The sequence below is a fragment of the Allomesorhizobium camelthorni genome (genome assembly GCF_011045125.1).
Classification (GTDB): domain Bacteria; phylum Pseudomonadota; class Alphaproteobacteria; order Rhizobiales; family Rhizobiaceae; genus Allomesorhizobium; species Allomesorhizobium camelthorni.
Map to the genome: position 1 here is coordinate 18,611 of NZ_JAAKZF010000051.1, position 19,487 is coordinate 38,097.

The window sequence follows — 19,487 nt, forward strand, 5'->3', positions numbered from 1 at the left end:
CATGGACATTCAAGCAAGCCGGCCCGCCGATCCGTCGTTTTCGGAAGCGACGAAAACTTTCGCAAAGATCGGCCTGTTGTCGTTCGGGGGGCCGGCCGGGCAGATCGCCTTAATGCATCGCATTCTCGTGGACGAGAAGCGCTGGCTCGATGAGCCGCGCTTCCTGCACGCACTGAATTATTGCATGCTGCTGCCCGGGCCCGAGGCCATGCAATTGGCCACCTATGCCGGCTGGCTACTGCATGGCGTTCGGGGAGGGCTGGTCGCCGGGCTGCTTTTCGTCCTGCCCGGCGCGATTGTCATAACACTCCTCTCCGCACTCTATCTGACTGTCGGCGACGTGCCGCTGGTGCAGGGACTGCTGTTCGGCCTTAAGGCCGCGGTGCTCGCCGTCGTGCTGGAAGCGCTGATCAAAGTCTCCAAACGCGCGATCAAGGACTGGACGATGGTGGTGCTAGCGGCGGCGGCCTTCATCGCGATCGCGTTTCTGAAGCTGCCGTTTCCGCTGATCATAGCCGCGGCGGCGCTGATCGGCGTTTTCCTTCGCAAGACGGGCTCCACCGCCGGGGCAAAAGCGAAAGCCGCGGCCGCCGATGCGTATATGCAAATCGAAATGCCGGAGTGGGCTCGACCGAACTGGAGGCGGTTCCTCGTCACCCTCGCCGTCTGGCTGGCGATCTGGTTCGTCCCGCTATTCGCGCTCCATGCCACTCTTGGCAGCGCCAACGTCTTTGCCGCAGAAGCTTCGTTCTTCTCAACAATGGCCACTGTCACATTCGGCGGCGCCTATGCGGTGCTTGCCTATGTAGCGCAGCAGGCAGTCGAGGTTTACGGCTGGCTCCGTCCGGACGAAATGCTGACCGGCCTCGGGCTTGCCGAAACCACGCCCGGCCCGCTGATACTGGTCCTGGTGTTTGTCGGCTTTCTGGGCGGGGCGCGCCTCTCCGGCCTCGATGCTCTGACCGGCGGCGTACTGGGCGCGGCCGTTACCCTGTGGTTCACCTTCGTGCCGTGCTTCCTGTGGATTTTCGTCGGCGCGCCCTACGTCGAAACGGTGCGCAATGTGCGCTGGCTCGCCAGCGCACTGTCGGCTGTCACGGCCGCGGTCGTCGGCATCATCGCCAATCTCGCGGTCTGGTTCGCGCTGCATGTGCTTTTTGCGAATGTTGGCGAATGGCCGATCGGACCGTTTGTCCTGCCGACGCCCGATCTCGCCACGATCGATCTCACAGCGGCGGCCATAGCCATCGCGGCCGGCATCGCGCTCATCCGCTATCACCAGAACATGATCGCGGTGCTCGTCGCGGCGGCACTGGCCGGGATGATCTGGATGCTGGCGTAATTAGTCGAACAGGCTCGAGACCGATTCCTCGGTGGCCGTCCGGGAGATCGCTTCGCCGATAAGGTCGGCGATAGAGACGACGCGGATGTTGTGCGCGGCCTCTATTGCGGAGGTCGGCTGGATCGAATCCGTGATCACCAGTTCCTGCAGCTTCGATGCCGCAATGCGGGCTGCCGCGCCGCCGGACAGAACGGCGTGGGTGATGTAGGCGGTGACACTGGTCGCCCCGCTGGCGAGCAGCGCGTCGGCGGCGTTGCAGAGCGTGCCGCCGGAATCGACGATGTCGTCGATCAGCAGGCAATCCTTACCGCGAACATCGCCGATAACGTTCATTACTTCCGATTCGCCCGGGCGCTCGCGGCGCTTGTCGACGATCGCCAGCTGCGCGTCGATGCGTTTGGCGAGCGCACGGGCGCGGACCACGCCGCCCACGTCCGGCGAGACGACCATGACGTTGGCCAGTTGCTTGTATTTGGCCTTGACGTCACGCGCCATCACCGGGACGGCGAACAGATTGTCGGTCGGAATGTCGAAAAAGCCCTGGATCTGCCCGGCGTGGAGATCGAGCGTCAGCACGCGGTCGACGCCGGCGCGGGTAATCATGTTGGCGACGAGCTTCGCCGAGATCGGCGTGCGGCCGGAGGCGCGGCGATCCTGTCGCGCATAGCCGAAATAAGGGATGACGGCGGTTATGCGGCGCGCCGAGGAGCGCATGAAAGCGTCGATCATGATGAGAAGTTCCATCAGATGATCGTTGGTCGGGAACGAGGTCGACTGCAGGATGAAGACATCCTCGCCGCGGACATTCTCCTGGATCTCGACGAAAATTTCCTGGTCGGCGAAGCGCCGCACGCTGGCTTTGCCGATCGGTACGTTGAGATAACGGGCGACCGCTTCGGCCAGCACCCGGTTGGAATTGCCCGCGAAGAGTTTCATATACCGTTCCTGGTAGGAATATGAGGCGGCTTTTAGCGGCCTTCGCTGCTATTGCAAGCGCCGGGATACGTTTTCGGCCTACAATCCATAGATTTGGTTGATCGCATTGCCGTGATCAGCCGGTGCGCGCCGAAAGCCATGTAATCAGCTGGTCTATGGTCGCGTCGGCAATCGTCTGCATGGTTGACGAGGAAACAGACGACCATCCGTCGCCGCCGCCGGATGGCGCTTTTTGCTGTCCCGTGATGCGGTGAACCCGGTTTCCGGCGGGATCGTAGACGTCCCAGACATAGATGACGGTGGTTTCCTTGCCTTCGGCAAGCGGCGTGAAATAGCCCTTCAGCACATGCGTTGTGGCTGGGTCGTTGCTGCGTGCAAGCACGATGCCGCGCTCGCGGGCACGAGTGGACAGCCGCTGGGACAGCGTCGTCGCGGCCTCGACGGAGGTACCGACGATCGGGGCGAACTGGATGCGGGCATTGGCCGCGACTGCGGCGCTCTGGGCCGGCGTCGGCGTCGTCGATGCGCCCGGCGTGGCCGTGGTGGCCGGCTGCAACGGAGCGGCGTCGCCTTGCGCCGGCGGCTGTGCGGCGATGGCGGAAGGCTCAAGGACGTCCTGAGTGCTGGTGCAGGCCGACAGTGCGGCAGCCGCGAGCAATGACACGGCCATTGACGGCAAACGTCTCATTCTCCCGAACCTTTCTGCGCCCCTCGCGCCAAGCGGAAACCCCTTTCGCATTCCGGATTCACTTCACGATCAAGTCGAGATCATGGCGCGAAAGCGGCCGGGGCTGGGAATCCGTCGTCAGGTAAGTGCGGCCGAGCGTCATGGCGGTTTCGGTCTCGGAATCCATGATGATCATATGCGCAAACAGCGTCATGTTCGGCGCGATGGGTTCCGGGTTGCCCTGATAGAACATCGGCATGTCCATCCATGACGGCGTGAAGCGCGCGCCGAGCGAATAGCCGCAGGCGTTGAGCCGGTGCTTCGTAAGGCCGTGAGCCTCCAGCGTCCGCGCATGCGCGTCGAAGACGTCGCCAAAGGTGTTGCCCGGCGTCATCGCCTTTTCCACTGCCATGAGCGCGTCGCGCGAGGCGTCGAACAATTCCTGATGTCGCTTTGAGACCTTGCCGGTTAGCACAGTCCGCATCATGGCGGCGTGATAATGGTGGAACACGCCGGCCCATTCGAGCGTCAGTTGATCGTTCTTCAGGAGTTTGCGCCGGCCCGCTTTGTAGCGGCAAAGCAGCGCGTCGGCGCCCGACCCGATGATGAACTCGTTGGCTGGATAGTCCCCGCCGCCGGCAAAGATCGTGCTCTGCATTGCCGCCAGTATCGCGCCTTCGTCCGCGCCCTGCTTGATCAAGGTGAGTGCCGCATCGAAAGCATCGTCGGCCAGATTGGCCGCCTTCTCCGCCTTCCGGATCTCGGCCGGGCTCTTGAAAAGGCGCAGGCGCTGAACGATGCCGGAAGCGTCCGCGATCTGGCCGAATGTCTGCAATTGCTCGTCGAGCCGCCGGCCGTTGAAAGCGGTCAAGCCATGCGTGTCGTATTCAACGCCGATGCGCGCACCCAGAAGGTCCAGTTCGTTCAGCAGATTGCGCAGGTCGAGCGCCGGATTGGCGTCAGCCCGGTCGGTCCACACCACGATATTTTCGATCGTGGAAGTGTGACGCGCCTGGCGCAGATCGGCCGACCGCGTCAGGAGAACCATCGAGCCGTCCGCCTTCAGCACGAGGCACTGGAAGAAGCAGAAACCGAACGTGTCGTAGCCGGTCAGCCAGTACATGCTTTCCTGCGCGAACAGCAGAAGCGCATCGAGCTTTTTTTCGGCCATCTCGATCATCAGCCGGTCGCGGCGCGCGTCGAATTCCGATCGTTCAAAATGCAGCGCCATCAAATCTCCTCCAGAACGATTGCCGAAATCTGCCTGCCGTAATCCGCCTCCCTGCGATGCGTCGTGCGGCGGTAGGAATAGAAAAATGTTTCCTCGGCGTAGGTGCAGCGGTCGAGGCTTTCCGCCAAAACACCTGCCTTGCGAAGCCGGTCCAGCGTATAGCGGTTGAGATCGAACATTGAGTGCCCGCCATTGTGGGACGGCCTGAAATACCGTTCGTTTTCCCTGTCGGCATCGGTGAAGCGCGCGACGAATTCGGCGCCGACCTCGTAATTTTCAGGTCCGATCGAAGGGCCGAGCACGGCGACGATGCGTTCGCGCACGGCGCCCAGCTTCTCCATGGCGTCGATCGTGTTTTCGAGCACGCCGGCGAGCGCCCCCTTCCATCCGGCATGGGCCGCGCCGATCACGCGCGCCTCGGCGTCGGCAAACAGCACCGGTCCGCAATCGGCCGAAGAGGCGCCGAGCGCCAGGCCCGGCCGGTCGGTCACGATCGCGTCGGCCTGCGGCCGAGGACCTGGAAAAGGTCCGGTGGCGACGATCACATCCGGCGAGTGGACTTGATAGACTGAAAGCAATGAGTCGGGCGCGACACCCATCCATTCGGCCACGCGACGGCGGTTTTCCCGCACCAGCGCTGGATCGTCTTTCGAGCCGACGCCGATATTGAGGCCTTGGTATATACCTTCCGAAACGCCGCCGACGCGGGTGAAAAAGCCGTGGCGGATGCCTTGTGCTTCCGCCTTCGCAAGCAAAGGTGACCGGAGCGGCTCCGGCTTCGAGTCGGTTCTCATGCTCCGCCTTGTTGTCTCCGAACACCATTGCGTCAAGGCAAATTCGCCCTTGTCCGCCGGTCGGCGCTCCCGTGGCGGGACAGTGGGGCAGGGGATTTGCCGAGTCAATCCGAAGGAATGAAGGGTGGAACGGCAGTCCCGCGCGGCGCGATCGCGAGCACCTTGAACAGGTTTCCCATCTGGTCAGGACCGGCAAGGCGCTCAACCTCGCCGGACAGGCGCTCGCGCGTCGCAAGGTCCGCATTTGTGCCGAGACGCCCGGCGCGTTCAAGCAATCCCATGGCCAGCAGGAATTCGCCTTGCGTCATGATGTGCGCGTCGAGCCCGGCGTTGCCCGCAGCTGCGGTAAGGGCAGAAAAATCGACATGCGCGGTGAGGTCCGCCTCGCCCGGATGGGCGAGCGAGTCGTCGTAGCGGTGCTTTCGCAGCGCCTGCAGCGTGTCGCCGAGTGCAGGCGTCGTGTAGCCATAGTCGAAGAACAGGCCGGCTCCGCCATGCTTGGCGATCCGTTCGGCTATCGTCTCCATCAGTGCGGTCCGGGCCGGGGAAAGTTCGATGATAGCGCCCTCCGGCGCATTTTCGGCTTCCGGCGGAAGCAATGACGGATCAGGCGCGCCGGCGCCTGCAACGAAGGTCAAGTTGCCGTCCGGGTCCAGGCCCACCGCTCGCTCGCGCCATTTGCTGCTTGTACGAATGTACTGGCGGATCGGAACTGCGTCGAAGAGTTCATTGCCGACGATGAGCAGCGGTTGCGAGGCAAGGTTTTCGACGGAATCATGCCATCGCACGCCTGCACCGGCCGGTCCGAGCGTCTCTTTCTGAATTTCGGCCAGCCTGGGACTGGTCTCGATCATCGCGAAATCGGCTTTGGCTGCGAAGCCGACGTCGAGCCTGGAAAGTGTGCGCAGCACATCCTTCATCAGTGTGCCGCGGCCGGGGCCGATTTCGGCGACGGTAACAGGCAACGGTCGGCCGATCGCGTCCCAGGCGGCCCGCAGCCATACGCCGACCAGTTCGCCGAACATCTGGCTGATTTCGGGCGCGGTGATGAAATCGCCTTCCACGCCGAACGGCTCGCGATTGGTGTAGTAGCCGTCCTCGGGATCGAACAGGCAAAGCGCCATGTATTCGGCGACGCTGATCGGCCCGTTGAGCTCGATCAGAGCGGCAATGCGCTCCTTCAGCCGTGTCATGCCGGGCTTGGCGCGGCGGTCCTTTTCGCCCTCGCCATCATCCAGATTCCGGCAATGACCATCGGGGTCGACAACACCATGCCCATGGTCAGCCAGTCGCCGAGCAGATAGCCGATATGCCGGTCAGGCTCGCGGAAAAACTCGACAAAAATACGTGATGCGCCGTAGCCGGCGACAAATGCGCCGGCGACGAAGCCCGGCGCCTTCAGCTTGAGCAGCGAATGGGTGAGCAAGCGCAGCACCAGGAACAGCAGGAGTCCTTCCAGCGCCGCCTCATAGAGCTGGCTCGGATGGCGTGCAAACGGTCCGCCATTGGGGAACACGAAAGCCCACGGAACGTCGGTCGGCCTGCCCCAAAGCTCGGAGTTGATGAAGTTGGTGCTGCGGACGAGCCCCAGCGCCACCGGCGCGCCTGCCGCGACAACGTCGAACAAGCTCCAGACATTGATGCCGCGTGAGCGAGCAAACAGGATCATGGCGAGTGTGGTTCCGGCAAAGCCGCCATGAAACGACATGCCGCCCTGCCAGACGGCGAACATGTCCAGCGGATTGGCCAGGTAACGCTCCAAATCGTAGAACAATATGTAACCGATGCGCCCGCCCGCTACGACGCCGATGGCGGCCCAGACCAGAAAGTCGTCGAGGTCTTCCGGTTTCATCGGCAGGGAGCCACCAGCCCAAAGCCGGGAATTGGTCACCAGCCGCTTGGCGTACCAATAGGCGAAGAGGATGCCGACGATATAGGCGAGACCATACCAATGAACGGCCAGCGGTCCAATCTGGACGATGACCGGATCGATGTTTGGAAACGGCAGCGCCGCGAGCGGCAGGAGGAGATAGTCGGTCAAACGGAACTCCGGACTGGAGGCAATTTGCGTGGACCATGCGGGAGCGCTTTGGCAGGGTCAAGGCGGAGGCGGTGAGCTCTTATCGGGTGATCAATTGTCAGGAAACAGCAGCGTTTCGTAGTCCGTCGCACCATGGAGAACATGAAGGATTTCTATTCGTTCCGACTCTACCCGATAGAAGATCAGATAGCTGCCATGCACGCAGCGGCGAATGCCCGCCGAACGATTGCTTTGCAACAAGGGAAATCGTTTGGGCATTTCGGCAATGCTCATACAGCGTTCCCGCAATTCCAGAACAAACGTTACGGCACGACCGGGATTTTGTAGTGCAATGTAATCGCCAATAGCTTCGAGATCCTGTTCCGCCGCGTCGGCGAAAGCGATCCGCGTCACTTGCGGTTCTCAGCCTGCGATCTGTATTTGGCTTCGAGCCGGGCAAATACTTCTTCCGCCGGCTTCACCCGGCCAGCATCAGCATCGGCTATTCCCCTCGCGAGCGCGGCGTCGAGTGCGGCAAGCCTTGCCTCGCGCTCTTCGATAAGTCTGACGCCCTCGCGCAGAACCTCGCTCTTGGAATTGTAGCGTCCCTTGTTGACAAGTTTGTTGACGAACTCTTCAAGGTGAGGGCCGAGATCGGCGCTGATCGGCATGACTGTCTCCAGGCGTTGCGACATTCTAATAACTGTTATGGATCGAGGCAAGTTGGCGTGGGGGCTTATGGGCTCAGCGATCTTGCATTCATTGCAGCGCGGCATTACTTCGGATGACATCGCCACGAGGTTTTTGCCATGTCGACGACCGGACCGAACCGCATACTCGATGAACTTGCAAAGCTGGTGACAGATGCGGCAGGCGCTGCACAGGGCGTCCGGCGCGAAGTCGAGACGGCGTTCAAGGGCCAGGCCGAAAAGATCCTGAACTCGATGGATGTCGTGCAGCGCGAAGAGTTCGAGGCGATGCGTGAAATGGCCATCAAATCCCGCGCCGAGACCAAGCGGCTCGCAGCGCGCATCGATGCGCTGGAAGTTCGTATCGCGGAGCTTTCGGGTGCGGATGCCGCGGCTGCGACTTCTCCGGCTGCTTCCAAGGCCAAGCCGAAAAAATAATTCGTTAACTTTTCCACAAAGCCTCATCCGGAAAAGTGCTTTGCGCTGAATCGCTTATCCGGCTTGCATGAATCTTTGTGACAGCCGCTTTCCACACCCTTATGCCGCACTGCGCAAAAAGGGGCTGGTCACGCGACTCTGCATCAATACACTGAATTTGTTGCATGATTCGGAGCCGGATCATGCGCCGGGCGGCGGGGTCCGGCGTGGGGTCTGTTGCGCCATACTGTCCTGCTGCCTGAGTTTGCGAATTTTGTTCGTCGTGTGTGCCTTTCCCGCGGAGCGCGCGGTGGCGCTCCCGTAACGACAGGAAGCATTTCATGGAACTTCTCGAACTCGGGTTTGCTCGCGAAATCCACCCGGTGGATGTGATCGAGCATGTCGCGAGCCATAACGACTGGGCGTTCGAGCGCACGGGCGACGACGAAATATCGATCTCGGTTGCGGGAAGCTGGACCGACTATCATGTTTCTTTTTCGTGGATGGAGGATTTCGAGGCTCTGCATCTGGCCTGCGCTTTCGACATCAAGGTGCCGGAGAGCCGGACGCTGGAAATCATGCGGTTGTTGTCGCTGATCAACGAGCAGATGCTGTTCGGCCATTTCGACCTGTGGGAGCAGGAGGGAGCGATCATGTTCCGTCAATCGCTGCTGCTCGCCGGCGGCGTCGAGCCGTCCAGTCAGCAGGTCGAGGTTCTCCTGTCTTCGGCGCTCGAGGCCTGCGAATGCTATTTCCAGGCCTTTCAGTTCGTCGTCTGGTCGGGTACCTCGGCCAAGGACGCGTTGGCCGGCGTCCTTTTCGAGACATTCGGCACCGCCTGACCATGACTGCAGCAGGCGGGCGGAAGCCCGAGATCAGCTTTGCCGATTTCGACCGCGTCGACATCCGCGCCGGCACGATCGTGGAAGCCGAACCCTATCCGGAAGCCCGCAAGCCGGCGATTAAGCTGAAGATCGACTTCGGCCCGGAGATCGGCGTGAAGAAATCCTCGGCGCAGATCACCAAATACTACAGCCCGGAGACGCTGGTGGGACGGCAGGTCTTTGCCGTGGTCAATTTCCGACCGCGCCAGATCGGCAAGTTCCTGTCCGAGGTCCTGACCCTCGGCTTTCCGGACGAGGAGGGCGATGTCGTTCTGGGCGCCATCGAGCGTAAGGTGCCGGACGGCGGCAGGCTCTTCTGAATTGCCTTTTGCAATCGCTGGAACTTAGGCGCGACTGATCGCTTATCATCCGTCGTTCATTCCGGCGGAGTAGCCCGTGCTGGATATTTCCCAGGAAACCGCCCCGAAAAAGATAATGCCCGAACCGGCGGCTTCCGCGCGAAGCGCTTCGCTCGTCCATGTCAGCGACGAAGAGCCGGGCATTCGGCGTCGGAGGCCGGGCAAGGGCTTTTTCTATACGACGCCTGAAGGCGAGCGGCTTTCCGATCCCGAGGCGCTCGCCCGGATCAAGAGCCTGGCGATCCCGCCGGCGTGGACCGACGTCTGGATATCGCCGGTCGAGGATGGCCACCTCCAGGCCACCGGCCGCGATCAGCGCGGGCGCAAGCAGTATCGCTATCATCCGCGCTGGTCGGCCTGCCGCGACGAGGTGAAGTATTCGAGCCTTGTGGACTTCGCGAAGGCTTTGCCGCGGCTGCGCGCCCACGTCGATGCCGATCTGAAAAAGCCCGGACTGCCGCCGGAGCGCGTGGTTGCCTCCGTCGTCTGGCTGCTCGACAATACGATGATACGCGTCGGCAACAGCGCCTATGCACGTGACAACAACAGCTTCGGGCTGACGACGCTGCGCGACCGCCATGTCAAGATCGATGGTTCCGAAATCCGGTTCGCCTTCAAGGGCAAGTCGGGCAAGGAATGGAATCTAAGGCTCGTCGACCGGCGCATCGCAAAGATCGTGCGCGGCGCACAGGACCTGCCGGGCCAGCAACTTTTTCAGTACAAGACCGAGGATGGCGGGCGCAGCGTTGTGCGCTCGCAGGACGTGAACGCGTATATTCGGCAGGCAAGCGGCCAGGACTTCAGTTCGAAACATTTCCGTACCTGGGGCGGCACAATCTGCGCGGCCTCGCTCTTTGCCGCCACGCCGGTTCCCGACACCAAGTCGGCGCCCGCGCGGGTGACAAACGAGATCGTCGACCGCGTGGCAGCACAACTCGGCAATACGCGGACAGTCTGCCGCAAGTGCTATATCCACCCGCTGGTGGTTGAGCGTTGGTCGGAGGGGCGGCTGGCCGAAGAGATGGCCGCCGTCAGGCGATCGTTCCATAAGCCGGTCGACGGGCTGGACGAAGAAGAAACACTGATCCTGAAATGGCTCTCCAACGCGGGCAACGGCGTTGGGTGCCGATGTAGCAAAGCCAACTGAAAATCCCCTACAACAACAGCTTCCCGACCTCGCCATGCGCGGCGCGTACATGGCGCAGGAACAGCGTCGCGCAAGACGACCAGCTGTAGCTCATCGCCTTTGCACGGGCGTCGCTGCGCGGAATGGCCAGCGCTGCCCGTACCGCTTGGCCGAGATCTTCGGAAAGCGCTCCGCCAAGGCCGTCGCCGAGCACGTCGAGAGGCCCTGTCACCGGGTAGGCGGCGACGGGCAGGCCGCTCGCCAATGCCTCCAGAAGAACGATGCCGAACGTGTCGGTCCGGCTCGGGAACACGAACAGGTCGGCAGATGCATAGATGTCGGCAAGCTCCTCGCCGGTGCGGGTGCCGAGAAAGACCGCGTCTGGGTATTGCGCCTTGAGCGCGGCGAGCGCCGGCCCGTCGCCGACCACCACCTTGCTGCCCGGCAGATCAAGATCGAGAAATGCCGCCAGGTTCTTCTCCACCGCCACCCGGCCGACCGAAAGCAGGATCGGCCTGGGCAGATCGAGCGCCGGCCGGCGGTCCGGACGGTATGTCCGGGTGTCGACGCCGCGCGTCCAGAGCCGTACATTGGTGAAGCCGCGCTGCGTCAGCTCGGCGGCGAGCGAGGGCGTCGCGACGAGCGTTCCGGCGCCTGCATTGTGGAAGCGCCGCAGCCAGCGGTAGGTCCATCTTTCGGGGATCGGGAAACGGGCGCGGAGATATTCGGGAAACCTTGTGTGGTAGCTCGTGGTGAAGCTGATGCCGCTGGCAAGGCAGAAGCGCCGCGCCAGGAAGCCGAGCGGCCCTTCCGTCGCGATGTGTATGTGGTCCGGATTTGCCGCATTGATGCGGCGGGCGATCTTGCGGGGCGTGGCCAGCGCCAGCCTAATGTCGGAATAAGAGGGCAGGGGGATCGTGCGGAAGCCGGCCGGGGTCAGCAACTCGACCGTGTGGCCGTCCGCGGCGAGTTCCTGTGCAAGCCTGTCCAGTGTGCGCACGACGCCGTTGATCTGGGGGTGCCAGGCGTCCGTGACCAGCATGATCCGCAACGTCGCGGGCAGTTTTTCCGCCCCGAGCTTCATGCCTGCCAGCTGATTCACGCCCCCGGACATCGAATCGCCGGCCCCTCGCTTTGTATGGCGGCGTTTCAACACTGCTTCATGACAGGAGAATGAATCGGCCCATCGGGCGATGCGGAGCTGGCGCTCACCGAAAGCCGTCACCAGCCCAGTTACCGCGCGGACGCCGTCCCTTACGAAATCTGGGAGGAGGCCCTCCCGGCATTATGATGAGCGGGCGCTGCGGTGTTGATCCTGTCGATCGCCATGACCAACATCTTCAATTGTCTGAACGCGACCACCAGGCAGGTAGCCGGCGCGTGGGGGCTGAGCAATTCCAGCGCGGTCATCGCAATTATGCGCGGTGACCGCGCAAGCTACGCCGGCACCCGCACGATCACCTTCAGCCCGCCCATCGGGCTGTCATCCAAGGTTATGTCGCCACCATGGCTGCGAGCTATGTCGCGCGCGATGGAGAGGCCGAGGCCGGTGCCGCTGGCGTCGAGATTGCGCGCCGCATCCAGCCGCATGAACGGCTTGAATACGTCCTCCCGGCTCTCGGCGGGTATGCCGGGGCCGTCATCCTCAATGATCATGATCAGCGAACCGCGTGTATGGGTGGCGCTGACGCTGACGTTTTTCGCATAGCGGAACGCGTTTCCCACGACATTGGACAGCAGACGGTTGAATGCGCTGGGGCGGACATGAATGTCCGGGTCGCCAGTCAGCGAGGTCGTCAGCGTCCGCTTGCGCAGCTTGGCTTCTTCGGCGAGTTTTTCGAAGTAAGCAGTCAGGTCGAACCGGCCGGGATCCTCGAGCGCTTCGCCGCGCGCGAAGGAGAGATAGCCTTCCAGCATCGCCTGCATGTCGTTGACGTCCTGGTTGAGCGCCTCGGCGTCCGCCTTTGCGCCGCTCAGCGCAAGCTGCAGCTTGAACCGAGTCAGAATGGTGCGCAGATCGTGGCTCACCCCGGTCAGCATGGCGGTGCGCTGCTCGATCTGGCGCTCGATGCGCTCGCGCATCTGTATGAAGGCGAAACCCGCGCGCCGCACTTCCTCGGCTCCGCGAGGGCGAAAATTGCGCGGCATGGGCCGACCCTTGCCGAAGCTCTCGGCGGCTTCGGCAAGCTGCAGGATCGGCTTTATCTGGTTGCGCAGGAACGGGATGGCGATCATCAGGAGCACAAGCGATGTGCCGACCATCCAGACGATGAAAATGTGGGTGTTGGAGGCGTAGGCCTGGCTTCGGCGCACAAAAACCCGCAGCACCTTGTCTTCGAGCTGGATGCGGACCTCGACCACATCGGAGGCTCCCACCGTGTCGATCCAGAACGGACGATCGATCTGGTCGGTGATTTCCGCCGAGAGAATCTGGTCGAGGATTGAAAAGAACGGTTTGGGTCCGGGCGGCGGCAGCGGGTCGGGCGGAAGAATGTCGATCTTCAGCCGCAGCCGTTCCTGGGCGATCCGGATCACGTCGGCATAGTTGTCGCCCTCCGGATAGGTTTCGATCATGTCGATGATCGCTGCAATGTCGCGGGTGACGGCGGTGGAAAGCCTCTGCGTCACCGTCTGCCAGTGGCGTTCCATGAACACCAGCGTCACCACCGACTGCAACAGGATCATCGGGGTGATGATGATGATCAGCGACCGGGCGTAGAGCCGCTTGGGCAGATAGAGCGAGACCAGCCGCCAGAACCTTTTCCAGCTTTTGGGGATCGAAGCGATGGCGCGCAGCAGCCTCGCTGCGAAGCCGTCATTTTCCGTCCGATCCACTTCGGAAGTCGCCATTCATCGTTTCCATTGCCGACGCGGTCCCCTCTGGCGCCATCAGGCGGCAGTCTATTCCACACAAGATGGTTCCGAAAGCGAAAGACCGCGAGCAGGCCAAGCGGCCCGTCGAGGCGTCGCCGGCGCCGTATCGGGCTATTCGACGCTCAGCCTGTAGCCGATGCCGCGCACCGTCTGCAGCCAGACGGGGTTGGCGGGATCGCGCTCGATCTTGCGTCTGAGCCTGTTGATCTGCACGTCGATCGTGCGCTCGCCGACATCGGCCTCCCCGGCCACCAATTCGTGGCGCGGGATGGTTTCACCGGCGCGCGCGGCGAAGATAGCCAGGATCTCCTGTTCCCGGTCGGTTAGCTTGAGCGGCTCGCCCCCCTTCTTCAGTTCGCGCCGCGCGATCTGGAACGTGTAGGGTCCAAAGACCAGTTGCTCGACCTTCGGCGTCGCCGCCGGCCCGCCGCGGCGGAGGATGTTGTTGATGCGAAGGATGAGTTCGCGCGGGTCGAACGGCTTCGGCAGGTAGTCGTCGGCGCCGGCTTCCAACCCGGTGATCCTGCTGTCCGTTTCCGACAGCGCCGTGAGCATCAGAATGGGAACGGACTTTTCCGCCCGCAAGGACTTCGTCAGGTCCACGCCGTTCTCGCCCGGCATCATGACATCGACGATCAGCAGGTCGAAATCGAGGCCGGCAAGCTGGCGTCTGGCTTCGCCGGCATTGCCGGCCACGGTGATGCGAAAGCCGTTCTCGGTCAGATACTGCTTCAAAAGATTGCGGATGCGGGTGTCATCATCGACGACAAGCAGATGCGGCGCGTCATCATCCGGCGCCGTCGGGTTATTGGCCAGTTCATTGCTTTCCATGGTCTTCCCCTGGCATGTTGCCCGGCAAATTGTCGATCTGGGCGCGCAATTCCGGGTTCACCATCGCCTTAAGAAATCGCTCGATTCCTGCGCGCTCGGTGGTTGTAGAGCTTTCCAATGCAGCACGGATGCGGCGCGACTGTGGCCGGGCCAGCGCCAGCGCCAGCGTCCGGCCCCGTGCAGTGGGATACAGTTCACGCTGACGCCGGTCGCGCGGACCCTGGACCTGCGTGACATGGCCGCTGTCGATCAGTTGCTTGAGCACGCGCGCCAGGCTCTGCTTGGTGATCTTCAGAACGTCGAGCAGTTCGGCAACCGTCAGGCCCGGCTTGCGGTTGACGAAATAGAGCACGCGGTGATGGGCCCGCCCGAAACCATACTTTGCAAGGATCAGATCGGGATCCGAGGTGAAGTCGCGATACGCGAAAAAGAACAGCTCGATGATGGCGAGATCGATGCCGTCCTCGCCGGAAAGGGCCGTCCTGATGGGTTTGGCGTTTGCGCCGGTGTTGTCTGCCATGGGGTTTCCGAAGAACTCTCGAATTTATGTCAGCTATGTTGACATATTTTTGCACTGTTGGTAATTTTTGCCAAGCTTTTCGGCGGATTGCGAACGAAAAGGCGAGCCAGCGTGGTTTTTCCCGGAACTTCCTGAGTTTGCCTTGGCTTTCATATACGCCTACTCTTCATAGCAGCGGCCGTTGCTGCGAAGCCGGCCGAAATTGATGACAATGACGTGCGGGCGAAGACCCGCGGGAGGTTATGATGGCATCCGTTCCTTTCGACCAGCTCGAAGGCTTCATCTGGATGAATGGCGAGTTCGTCAACTGGGCGGACGCCAAGATCCATGTTCTGACGCATGGCCTGCACTACGCCAGCGCCGTGTTTGAAGGCGAACGCGCTTATGGCGGCGAGATCTTCAAGCTGACCGAGCACACTGAGCGCCTGCACGAATCGGCGCGCATCCTCGGCTTCAGGATTCCCTATTCGGTCGCTGAAATCGATGACGCCTGCCGCGAACTGCTCAAGAAGCAGGGCTTTCGCGACGCCTATGTGCGGCCGATCGCCTGGCGCGGCAGCGAGCAGATGGGCGTTTCGGCGCAGAACAACCGCATCAACTGCGCCATCGCGATCTGGCAGTGGCCGAGCTATTTCGACCCGGCGCAGAAGCTCAAGGGAATCCGGCTCGACATAGCCGAATACCGCCGGCCCGATCCGCGCACTGCTCCCGCGCACGCCAAGGCCGCCGGCCTCTACATGATCTGCACCCTGTCCAAACATGCCGCCGAGGCCAAAGGTTATGCCGACGCCATGATGTTCGACTGGCGCGGCTATGTCGCCGAAGCCACCGGCGCGAATATCTTTTTTGTCAAGGACGGCAAGATCCATACGCCGGATCCGGACTGCTTCCTCAATGGTATCACGCGCAAGACGGTCATCGACCTGGCACGGACGCGTGGGTTGGAAGTGGTGGAGCGCGTCATCATGCCGGAAGAGCTGGAAGGCTTCGAGCAGTGCTTCCTCACCGGCACGGCCGCCGAAGTCACGCCCGTCTCGGAGATCGGGCCCTACCGGTTCGAGGTTGGCGAGATCACCAAGACGCTGATGAACGACTATTCCGCAGCCGTTCAGCCGAACCACGCCATCGCCGCCGAATAGGCCGGCGCTGATGCTGTTTCCACGGGCGGTCTTCGGGCCGCCCGTTTCATTTCAGTGATAGCTCATTTGACTTTCGTATAATTCCGTCTCTGATGAGCACACCGACTCGCGGAGGTCGGCTATCGTTGGAGGGAAACTACATGGAAGCGCTTCTTCCGATCATCATACAGGCAGTGACCGGCGCCATTGGCGGGCTCGGAGCAGGAGCCGCGCTGAAGCAGGCGGCGATGAGTACAGTGACCAAGGTGATTTCGGGTGTAGTCGGCGGCATTGGCGGCGGACAGATTCTCGCCAGCATTCTGAGCGATCCCAACGTGACCGGCGCCTTGACCGGCCCGCTGGGCGATGCCGTCGGCGGCGTTGTCGGCGGCGGCGTGCTGACGGCAATCGTCGGCGCGGTTATGGGCGCGATGAACAAGCGCTGAGCGCCAAGGACAGGAATTGCAAGCGGGCGGCCTTCGGGCCGCCCGTTTTTGTTTTGTGGCGGACGCCGTGGACGGCGCGGCGCGCCTCGCCTAAATGAAGGCGAGCCAGCGAAAGGAAAGACATGGGTCAGTTGAATGCCGGCATCGTTCCGGTCACGCCATTCGAGCAAAACTGCACGATCCTGTTCGACACGGACAGCAAGCAGGGCGTCGTGGTCGATCCGGGCGGCGATGTCGACCGCATCCTGGCGGCGCTCGCCGACAACAACATCACAGTTACGGCGATCTGGCTGACCCATGGCCACATCGATCATGCCGGCGGGGCGATGGACCTGAAAGAAGCGCTGGGCGTCGAGATCATCGGACCCCACGAGGCCGACAAGCCGCTGCTCGACAATATCGAGAACCAGGCGCAGCGGTTCGGCCTGGCAGGCGGCGGCGTGCGCAACTGCGTGCCCGACCGCTTCCTGAACGAGGGCGAGAAGGTCGGCTTCGGCGGGCATGTCTTCGAGGTGCTGCATTGTCCCGGGCACGCGCCCGGCCATATCGTCTTTTATAACCGCGCCGCCAAATTCGCCCATGTCGGCGACGTGCTGTTTCGCGGCTCGGTCGGCCGCACCGATCTTCCGGGCGGCGACCACGCCAGCCTGATCGCCTCGATCAAGGAAAAGCTGCTGCCGCTCGGCGACGACATCGGCTTCATTTGCGGGCATGGGCCGGGCGGGCGGCTCGGCGAGGAGAGGCTGAGCAATCCGTTCCTCGTATGAGAAAGGCCGGATCGCGCAAGGCGGCCCGGCCCTTTGTCGTCCGGCATTCAGCCGGCCGTATTCAGTTGCGGTTATCCGGCGGTGCAGAAATGGTTCAGGCCGTCATAGCCGGTGAACGTGCCGGTGCGGGGATTGAAGCTGCGGTAGCGGTCCTCGCAGTAGCGGTACCATTCGGGCGTCCACGGCTCCAGCGCGCCGGCATAGCCTTCGTCGACAACGTATTCGCGGCGAACCGGATAATAGCGGCGGGCCGAATAGTAGCGGCGGTCGCGCGGATAATCGTAATCGTCATAGACGCGGTATTCGGGCCGCGAGGCGTTGGCGGCGCCGACCGCGAGCGCGCCGACGGCAAGGCCGAGAATGCCGGCAGCGACCAGGTCGCCGTCGGATGAATGATGGCGGTGATGGCGGCGCCAGTTGTCGCCAGCATTGGCGGCGGGCAGGGCGGCGAAAGTCGTGGCGGCGACTGCGGCCGAGAGAATGGCGGTCTTGAGGATGCGGTTCATATCTGTCTCCTTCGCACCTGTCCCGGATCCGGTGGGCAGGCGTTGAAACCGGAAATACGCCCCGGCATCTGAACGCAGGCTGAACGCGACCCGACAGCCGCGCCGCATCCGTATTTCGCGGAAATGCGGCGCAATTCGGAACGAGCGCGTCAGCCGATCGACAGGTTGACTGCCTTCGGACCCTTGCCGCGCTTGTCGGGCTCCGTCTCGAACGTCACCTTCTGACCGTCCTCGAGGCCGGGCAGGCCCGACGCCTGAACGGCGGAGATATGGACGAAGACGTCCTTGGCGCCATCATCCGGCGTGATGAAGCCGAAGCCTTTGGCATGATTGAAGAATTTTACTGTGCCGGTCTGCGGCATGGGGAACTCCCTCCAAGCGTGGTCCATGTCCGGCGGTCGAAGATCCGCGCGGTCCCGGACGTTTGCTGGAGGAGCAGAAACAGACTTGTCGCGCCGGGGCTCTGCCAAAACCCTCTCGTTTCGCGACCCACCCGAAGTCTTCGCTGTCATACCCCGGGGCAGGCTATTCCAGTCTCCGGGCCGGCAAATGCCCGAAGCCAGAATTTGTCCTTCATTTTCGGGACAGGGGCAAGCAAATCTTTTGCGGGCGAAAACAGCGACTTCGCACCCGCTCGGACATGCGAAAAAGCGCGACAGACCGGCTGCCGCGCTTTTCAAGATTCGTCTAGCGGCGGCAATTTCTCGCCGCATGATCTTGTCCGAAAAGTCTGCAACTTTTTGCTGCGCTGACCTTCGGTTCGGGATCAAGCTTCTCAGCCGGCGCTGAGATTGACTGCCTTGGGGCCCTTGCCCATGCGGTCCGGCTCGACGTCGAAGGTGACCTTCTGGCCGTCGACCAGCGTGCGCAAGCCGGAAGCCTCGATCGCCGAGATGTGGACGAACACGTCCTTGGCGCCGCCATCGGGCGTGATGAAGCCGAAGCCTTTGGTGGCGTTGAAGAATTTAACGGTTCCGCTCTGGGACATGGGAGAACTCCTTCACCCGTTTCGTTGGTCTGTTTCCTGCCGTACCGCCGCGCCTCGGTGGCAGGCTCCTCTCAGTGCTTGGCGGTCGTGCATTCGCGCAGCGTCGAACCCCCCGCCAAAAGAAGGGGTCGTCCGATATTCACAGTGTCGGGGAAAGGTTTCGTCCAAAACGTTCCAGTCTCCGGGTCAGCAAATGCCCGAACACAAAATTTATCGCATGGAAATACATTCGAGGCAAGATGGCCGCCCGCATGCGTTGCATGCGATGGTTTCCGAATTGAAACACATCCTGAAGCGGACAGGGATTGCATTCGTCCGCGGAATCGGAAGGATCGCAGCCGAGGGGTCCCGCGTGGGCGGCGGCGGACGGGACTGGAGGAGAGCGATCCATGATATCCAAGGCAGTCTTTTGGCGCGGCGCATTGCTGGCGCTGGTGATGGCGGTGGCCGCCGCCTGTACGGTGGTGGTCGACGAACCAAGGCCCGGACCACGCCCGCCGCGGCCGGGGCCGGAATTCTGCACCCGCGAATACGACCCGGTGTGCGGACGGCGCGGGCCGGACCAGCGGACCTTCGCCAATTCCTGCCTGGCCGACCAGGCCGGCTACCGCGTCGTCGACCGCGGCCAGTGCCGGCGCGATCCCCGTCCTGAACCGGGCTTCTGCACCCGCGAATACGACCCGGTATGCGGACGGCGCGGCTCGGAGCGGCGGACCTTCTCCAACTCCTGCCTCGCCGACCGGGCCGGCTACCGCGTCATCAGCGGAGGCGAATGCCGCAGCGGCGGAGGCGGCGAGGAGCCGCGCTTCTGCACCCGCGAATACCGGCCGGTCTGCGCGACCAGTCGCGGCAATGTTCGCACCTTCGGCAATTCCTGCGAGGCGCTGGCGGCGAATTATCGGATAATCGATCCGAACGGTCCGTGCTGAGGGACCGTTCGATAATTCTACTCCGGCGGGCACCTGACGCGGT

Annotated in this window: 24 protein-coding genes; 9 read left to right on the forward strand and 15 right to left on the reverse strand. The window is 62.5% G+C overall.

The window, feature by feature from the left end; all coding sequences use genetic code 11:
- Position 1: 1 nt before the first annotated feature.
- The gene (gene chrA, locus G6N73_RS25200) at positions 2-1,342 is read left to right on the forward strand and encodes a chromate efflux transporter (protein ID WP_165032671.1); all 1,341 of its coding nucleotides are present in this window, start codon (positions 2-4) and stop codon (positions 1,340-1,342) included.
- On the opposite strand, the gene G6N73_RS25205 is transcribed toward chrA, so the two are convergent.
- From G6N73_RS25205 to G6N73_RS25240, 8 genes are all read right to left on the reverse strand, one after another.
- Positions 1,343-2,278, reverse strand: coding sequence for a ribose-phosphate pyrophosphokinase (locus G6N73_RS25205; protein ID WP_165032673.1), 936 nt, complete (start codon positions 2,276-2,278; stop codon positions 1,343-1,345).
- A 115-nt stretch (positions 2,279-2,393) separates the two neighbouring features.
- Positions 2,394-2,966, reverse strand: coding sequence for a hypothetical protein (locus G6N73_RS25210; protein ID WP_165032675.1), 573 nt, complete (start codon positions 2,964-2,966; stop codon positions 2,394-2,396).
- 58 nt (positions 2,967-3,024) lie between these two features.
- Positions 3,025-4,176: a M24 family metallopeptidase gene (locus G6N73_RS25215; RefSeq protein WP_165032677.1), complete on the reverse strand. Its 1,152-nt coding sequence runs from the start codon at positions 4,174-4,176 to the stop codon at positions 3,025-3,027.
- On the reverse strand, positions 4,176-5,078 hold the full coding sequence (gene pgeF / locus G6N73_RS25220) for a peptidoglycan editing factor PgeF (RefSeq protein ID WP_425484138.1): 903 nt from the start codon (positions 5,076-5,078) through the stop codon (positions 4,176-4,178). Before pgeF ends, G6N73_RS25215 begins: the two co-directional genes overlap by 1 nt.
- On the reverse strand, positions 5,075-6,163 hold the full coding sequence (locus G6N73_RS25225) for a class I SAM-dependent methyltransferase (RefSeq protein ID WP_165032681.1): 1,089 nt from the start codon (positions 6,161-6,163) through the stop codon (positions 5,075-5,077). Before G6N73_RS25225 ends, pgeF begins: the two co-directional genes overlap by 4 nt.
- Positions 6,160-7,011 (reverse strand): prolipoprotein diacylglyceryl transferase, encoded by an 852-nt coding sequence (gene lgt, locus G6N73_RS25230; RefSeq protein WP_165032683.1) that lies wholly within the window; start codon positions 7,009-7,011, stop codon positions 6,160-6,162. Before lgt ends, G6N73_RS25225 begins: the two co-directional genes overlap by 4 nt.
- A gap of 90 nt (positions 7,012-7,101) precedes the next feature.
- Entirely contained in the window at positions 7,102-7,404 is a 303-nt protein-coding gene (locus G6N73_RS25235; protein ID WP_165032685.1) for a type II toxin-antitoxin system RelE/ParE family toxin, read from the reverse strand.
- Positions 7,401-7,661 carry a type II toxin-antitoxin system ParD family antitoxin gene (locus G6N73_RS25240; protein ID WP_165032687.1) on the reverse strand — a complete coding sequence of 87 codons (261 nt, stop codon included), beginning with the start codon at positions 7,659-7,661 and terminating at the stop codon, positions 7,401-7,403. Before G6N73_RS25240 ends, G6N73_RS25235 begins: the two co-directional genes overlap by 4 nt.
- Before the next feature lie 138 nt (positions 7,662-7,799).
- Here G6N73_RS25240 and G6N73_RS25245 point away from each other — a divergent pair, with 138 nt between their 5' ends.
- From G6N73_RS25245 to G6N73_RS25260, 4 genes are all read left to right on the forward strand, one after another.
- Positions 7,800-8,117 carry an accessory factor UbiK family protein gene (locus G6N73_RS25245; protein ID WP_165032689.1) on the forward strand — a complete coding sequence of 106 codons (318 nt, stop codon included), beginning with the start codon at positions 7,800-7,802 and terminating at the stop codon, positions 8,115-8,117.
- 320 nt (positions 8,118-8,437) lie between these two features.
- Entirely contained in the window at positions 8,438-8,938 is a 501-nt protein-coding gene (locus G6N73_RS25250) for a type III secretion system chaperone family protein (RefSeq protein WP_165032691.1), read from the forward strand.
- A gap of 2 nt (positions 8,939-8,940) precedes the next feature.
- A complete protein-coding gene (locus tag G6N73_RS25255; protein WP_165032693.1) occupies positions 8,941-9,300 on the forward strand; it encodes a tRNA-binding protein in 360 nt (119 codons plus the stop codon).
- A gap of 115 nt (positions 9,301-9,415) precedes the next feature.
- Positions 9,416-10,486, forward strand: a complete 1,071-nt coding sequence (locus tag G6N73_RS25260; protein WP_165032710.1) for a DNA topoisomerase IB — start codon at positions 9,416-9,418, stop codon at positions 10,484-10,486.
- Positions 10,487-10,493: 7 nt separating this feature from the next.
- On the opposite strand, the gene G6N73_RS25265 is transcribed toward G6N73_RS25260, so the two are convergent.
- From G6N73_RS25265 to G6N73_RS25280, 4 genes are all read right to left on the reverse strand, one after another.
- Positions 10,494-11,516: a glycosyltransferase family 4 protein gene (locus tag G6N73_RS25265; RefSeq protein ID WP_165032711.1), complete on the reverse strand. Its 1,023-nt coding sequence runs from the start codon at positions 11,514-11,516 to the stop codon at positions 10,494-10,496.
- Positions 11,517-11,902: 386 nt separating this feature from the next.
- Positions 11,903-13,315: an ATP-binding protein gene (locus G6N73_RS25270; protein WP_206079070.1), complete on the reverse strand. Its 1,413-nt coding sequence runs from the start codon at positions 13,313-13,315 to the stop codon at positions 11,903-11,905.
- A gap of 135 nt (positions 13,316-13,450) precedes the next feature.
- Positions 13,451-14,170, reverse strand: a complete 720-nt coding sequence (locus tag G6N73_RS25275) for a response regulator (protein WP_165032695.1) — start codon at positions 14,168-14,170, stop codon at positions 13,451-13,453.
- Positions 14,157-14,690 carry a MarR family winged helix-turn-helix transcriptional regulator gene (locus G6N73_RS25280; protein ID WP_165032697.1) on the reverse strand — a complete coding sequence of 178 codons (534 nt, stop codon included), beginning with the start codon at positions 14,688-14,690 and terminating at the stop codon, positions 14,157-14,159. The genes G6N73_RS25275 and G6N73_RS25280 overlap by 14 nt, the downstream gene beginning before the upstream one ends.
- 245 nt (positions 14,691-14,935) lie before the next feature.
- Between G6N73_RS25280 and G6N73_RS25285 the strand changes: the two genes are divergently transcribed.
- The 3 genes from G6N73_RS25285 (at position 14,936) to G6N73_RS25295 (ending at position 17,021) form a co-directional block, all read left to right on the forward strand.
- Entirely contained in the window at positions 14,936-15,829 is an 894-nt protein-coding gene (locus G6N73_RS25285; RefSeq protein WP_165032699.1) for a branched-chain amino acid aminotransferase, read from the forward strand.
- Between the two features lie 140 nt (positions 15,830-15,969).
- Complete coding sequence (locus G6N73_RS25290; RefSeq protein ID WP_165032701.1) at positions 15,970-16,254, forward strand: hypothetical protein; 285 nt, start codon at positions 15,970-15,972, stop codon at positions 16,252-16,254.
- 122 nt (positions 16,255-16,376) lie between these two features.
- The gene (locus tag G6N73_RS25295) at positions 16,377-17,021 is read left to right on the forward strand and encodes an MBL fold metallo-hydrolase (protein ID WP_165032703.1); all 645 of its coding nucleotides are present in this window, start codon (positions 16,377-16,379) and stop codon (positions 17,019-17,021) included.
- 71 nt (positions 17,022-17,092) lie between these two features.
- On the opposite strand, the gene G6N73_RS25300 is transcribed toward G6N73_RS25295, so the two are convergent.
- The 3 genes from G6N73_RS25300 to G6N73_RS25310 form a co-directional block, all read right to left on the reverse strand.
- On the reverse strand, positions 17,093-17,527 hold the full coding sequence (locus G6N73_RS25300; protein WP_165032705.1) for a BA14K family protein: 435 nt from the start codon (positions 17,525-17,527) through the stop codon (positions 17,093-17,095).
- Positions 17,528-17,676: 149 nt separating this feature from the next.
- Positions 17,677-17,889 (reverse strand): cold-shock protein, encoded by a 213-nt coding sequence (locus G6N73_RS25305; RefSeq protein WP_165032707.1) that lies wholly within the window; start codon positions 17,887-17,889, stop codon positions 17,677-17,679.
- A 413-nt stretch (positions 17,890-18,302) separates the two neighbouring features.
- Positions 18,303-18,515: a cold-shock protein gene (locus G6N73_RS25310; protein WP_165032708.1), complete on the reverse strand. Its 213-nt coding sequence runs from the start codon at positions 18,513-18,515 to the stop codon at positions 18,303-18,305.
- 389 nt (positions 18,516-18,904) lie between these two features.
- Between G6N73_RS25310 and G6N73_RS25315 the strand changes: the two genes are divergently transcribed.
- Positions 18,905-19,444, forward strand: a complete 540-nt coding sequence (locus G6N73_RS25315; protein WP_165032709.1) for a Kazal-type serine protease inhibitor domain-containing protein — start codon at positions 18,905-18,907, stop codon at positions 19,442-19,444.
- Positions 19,445-19,487 lie beyond the last annotated feature (43 nt).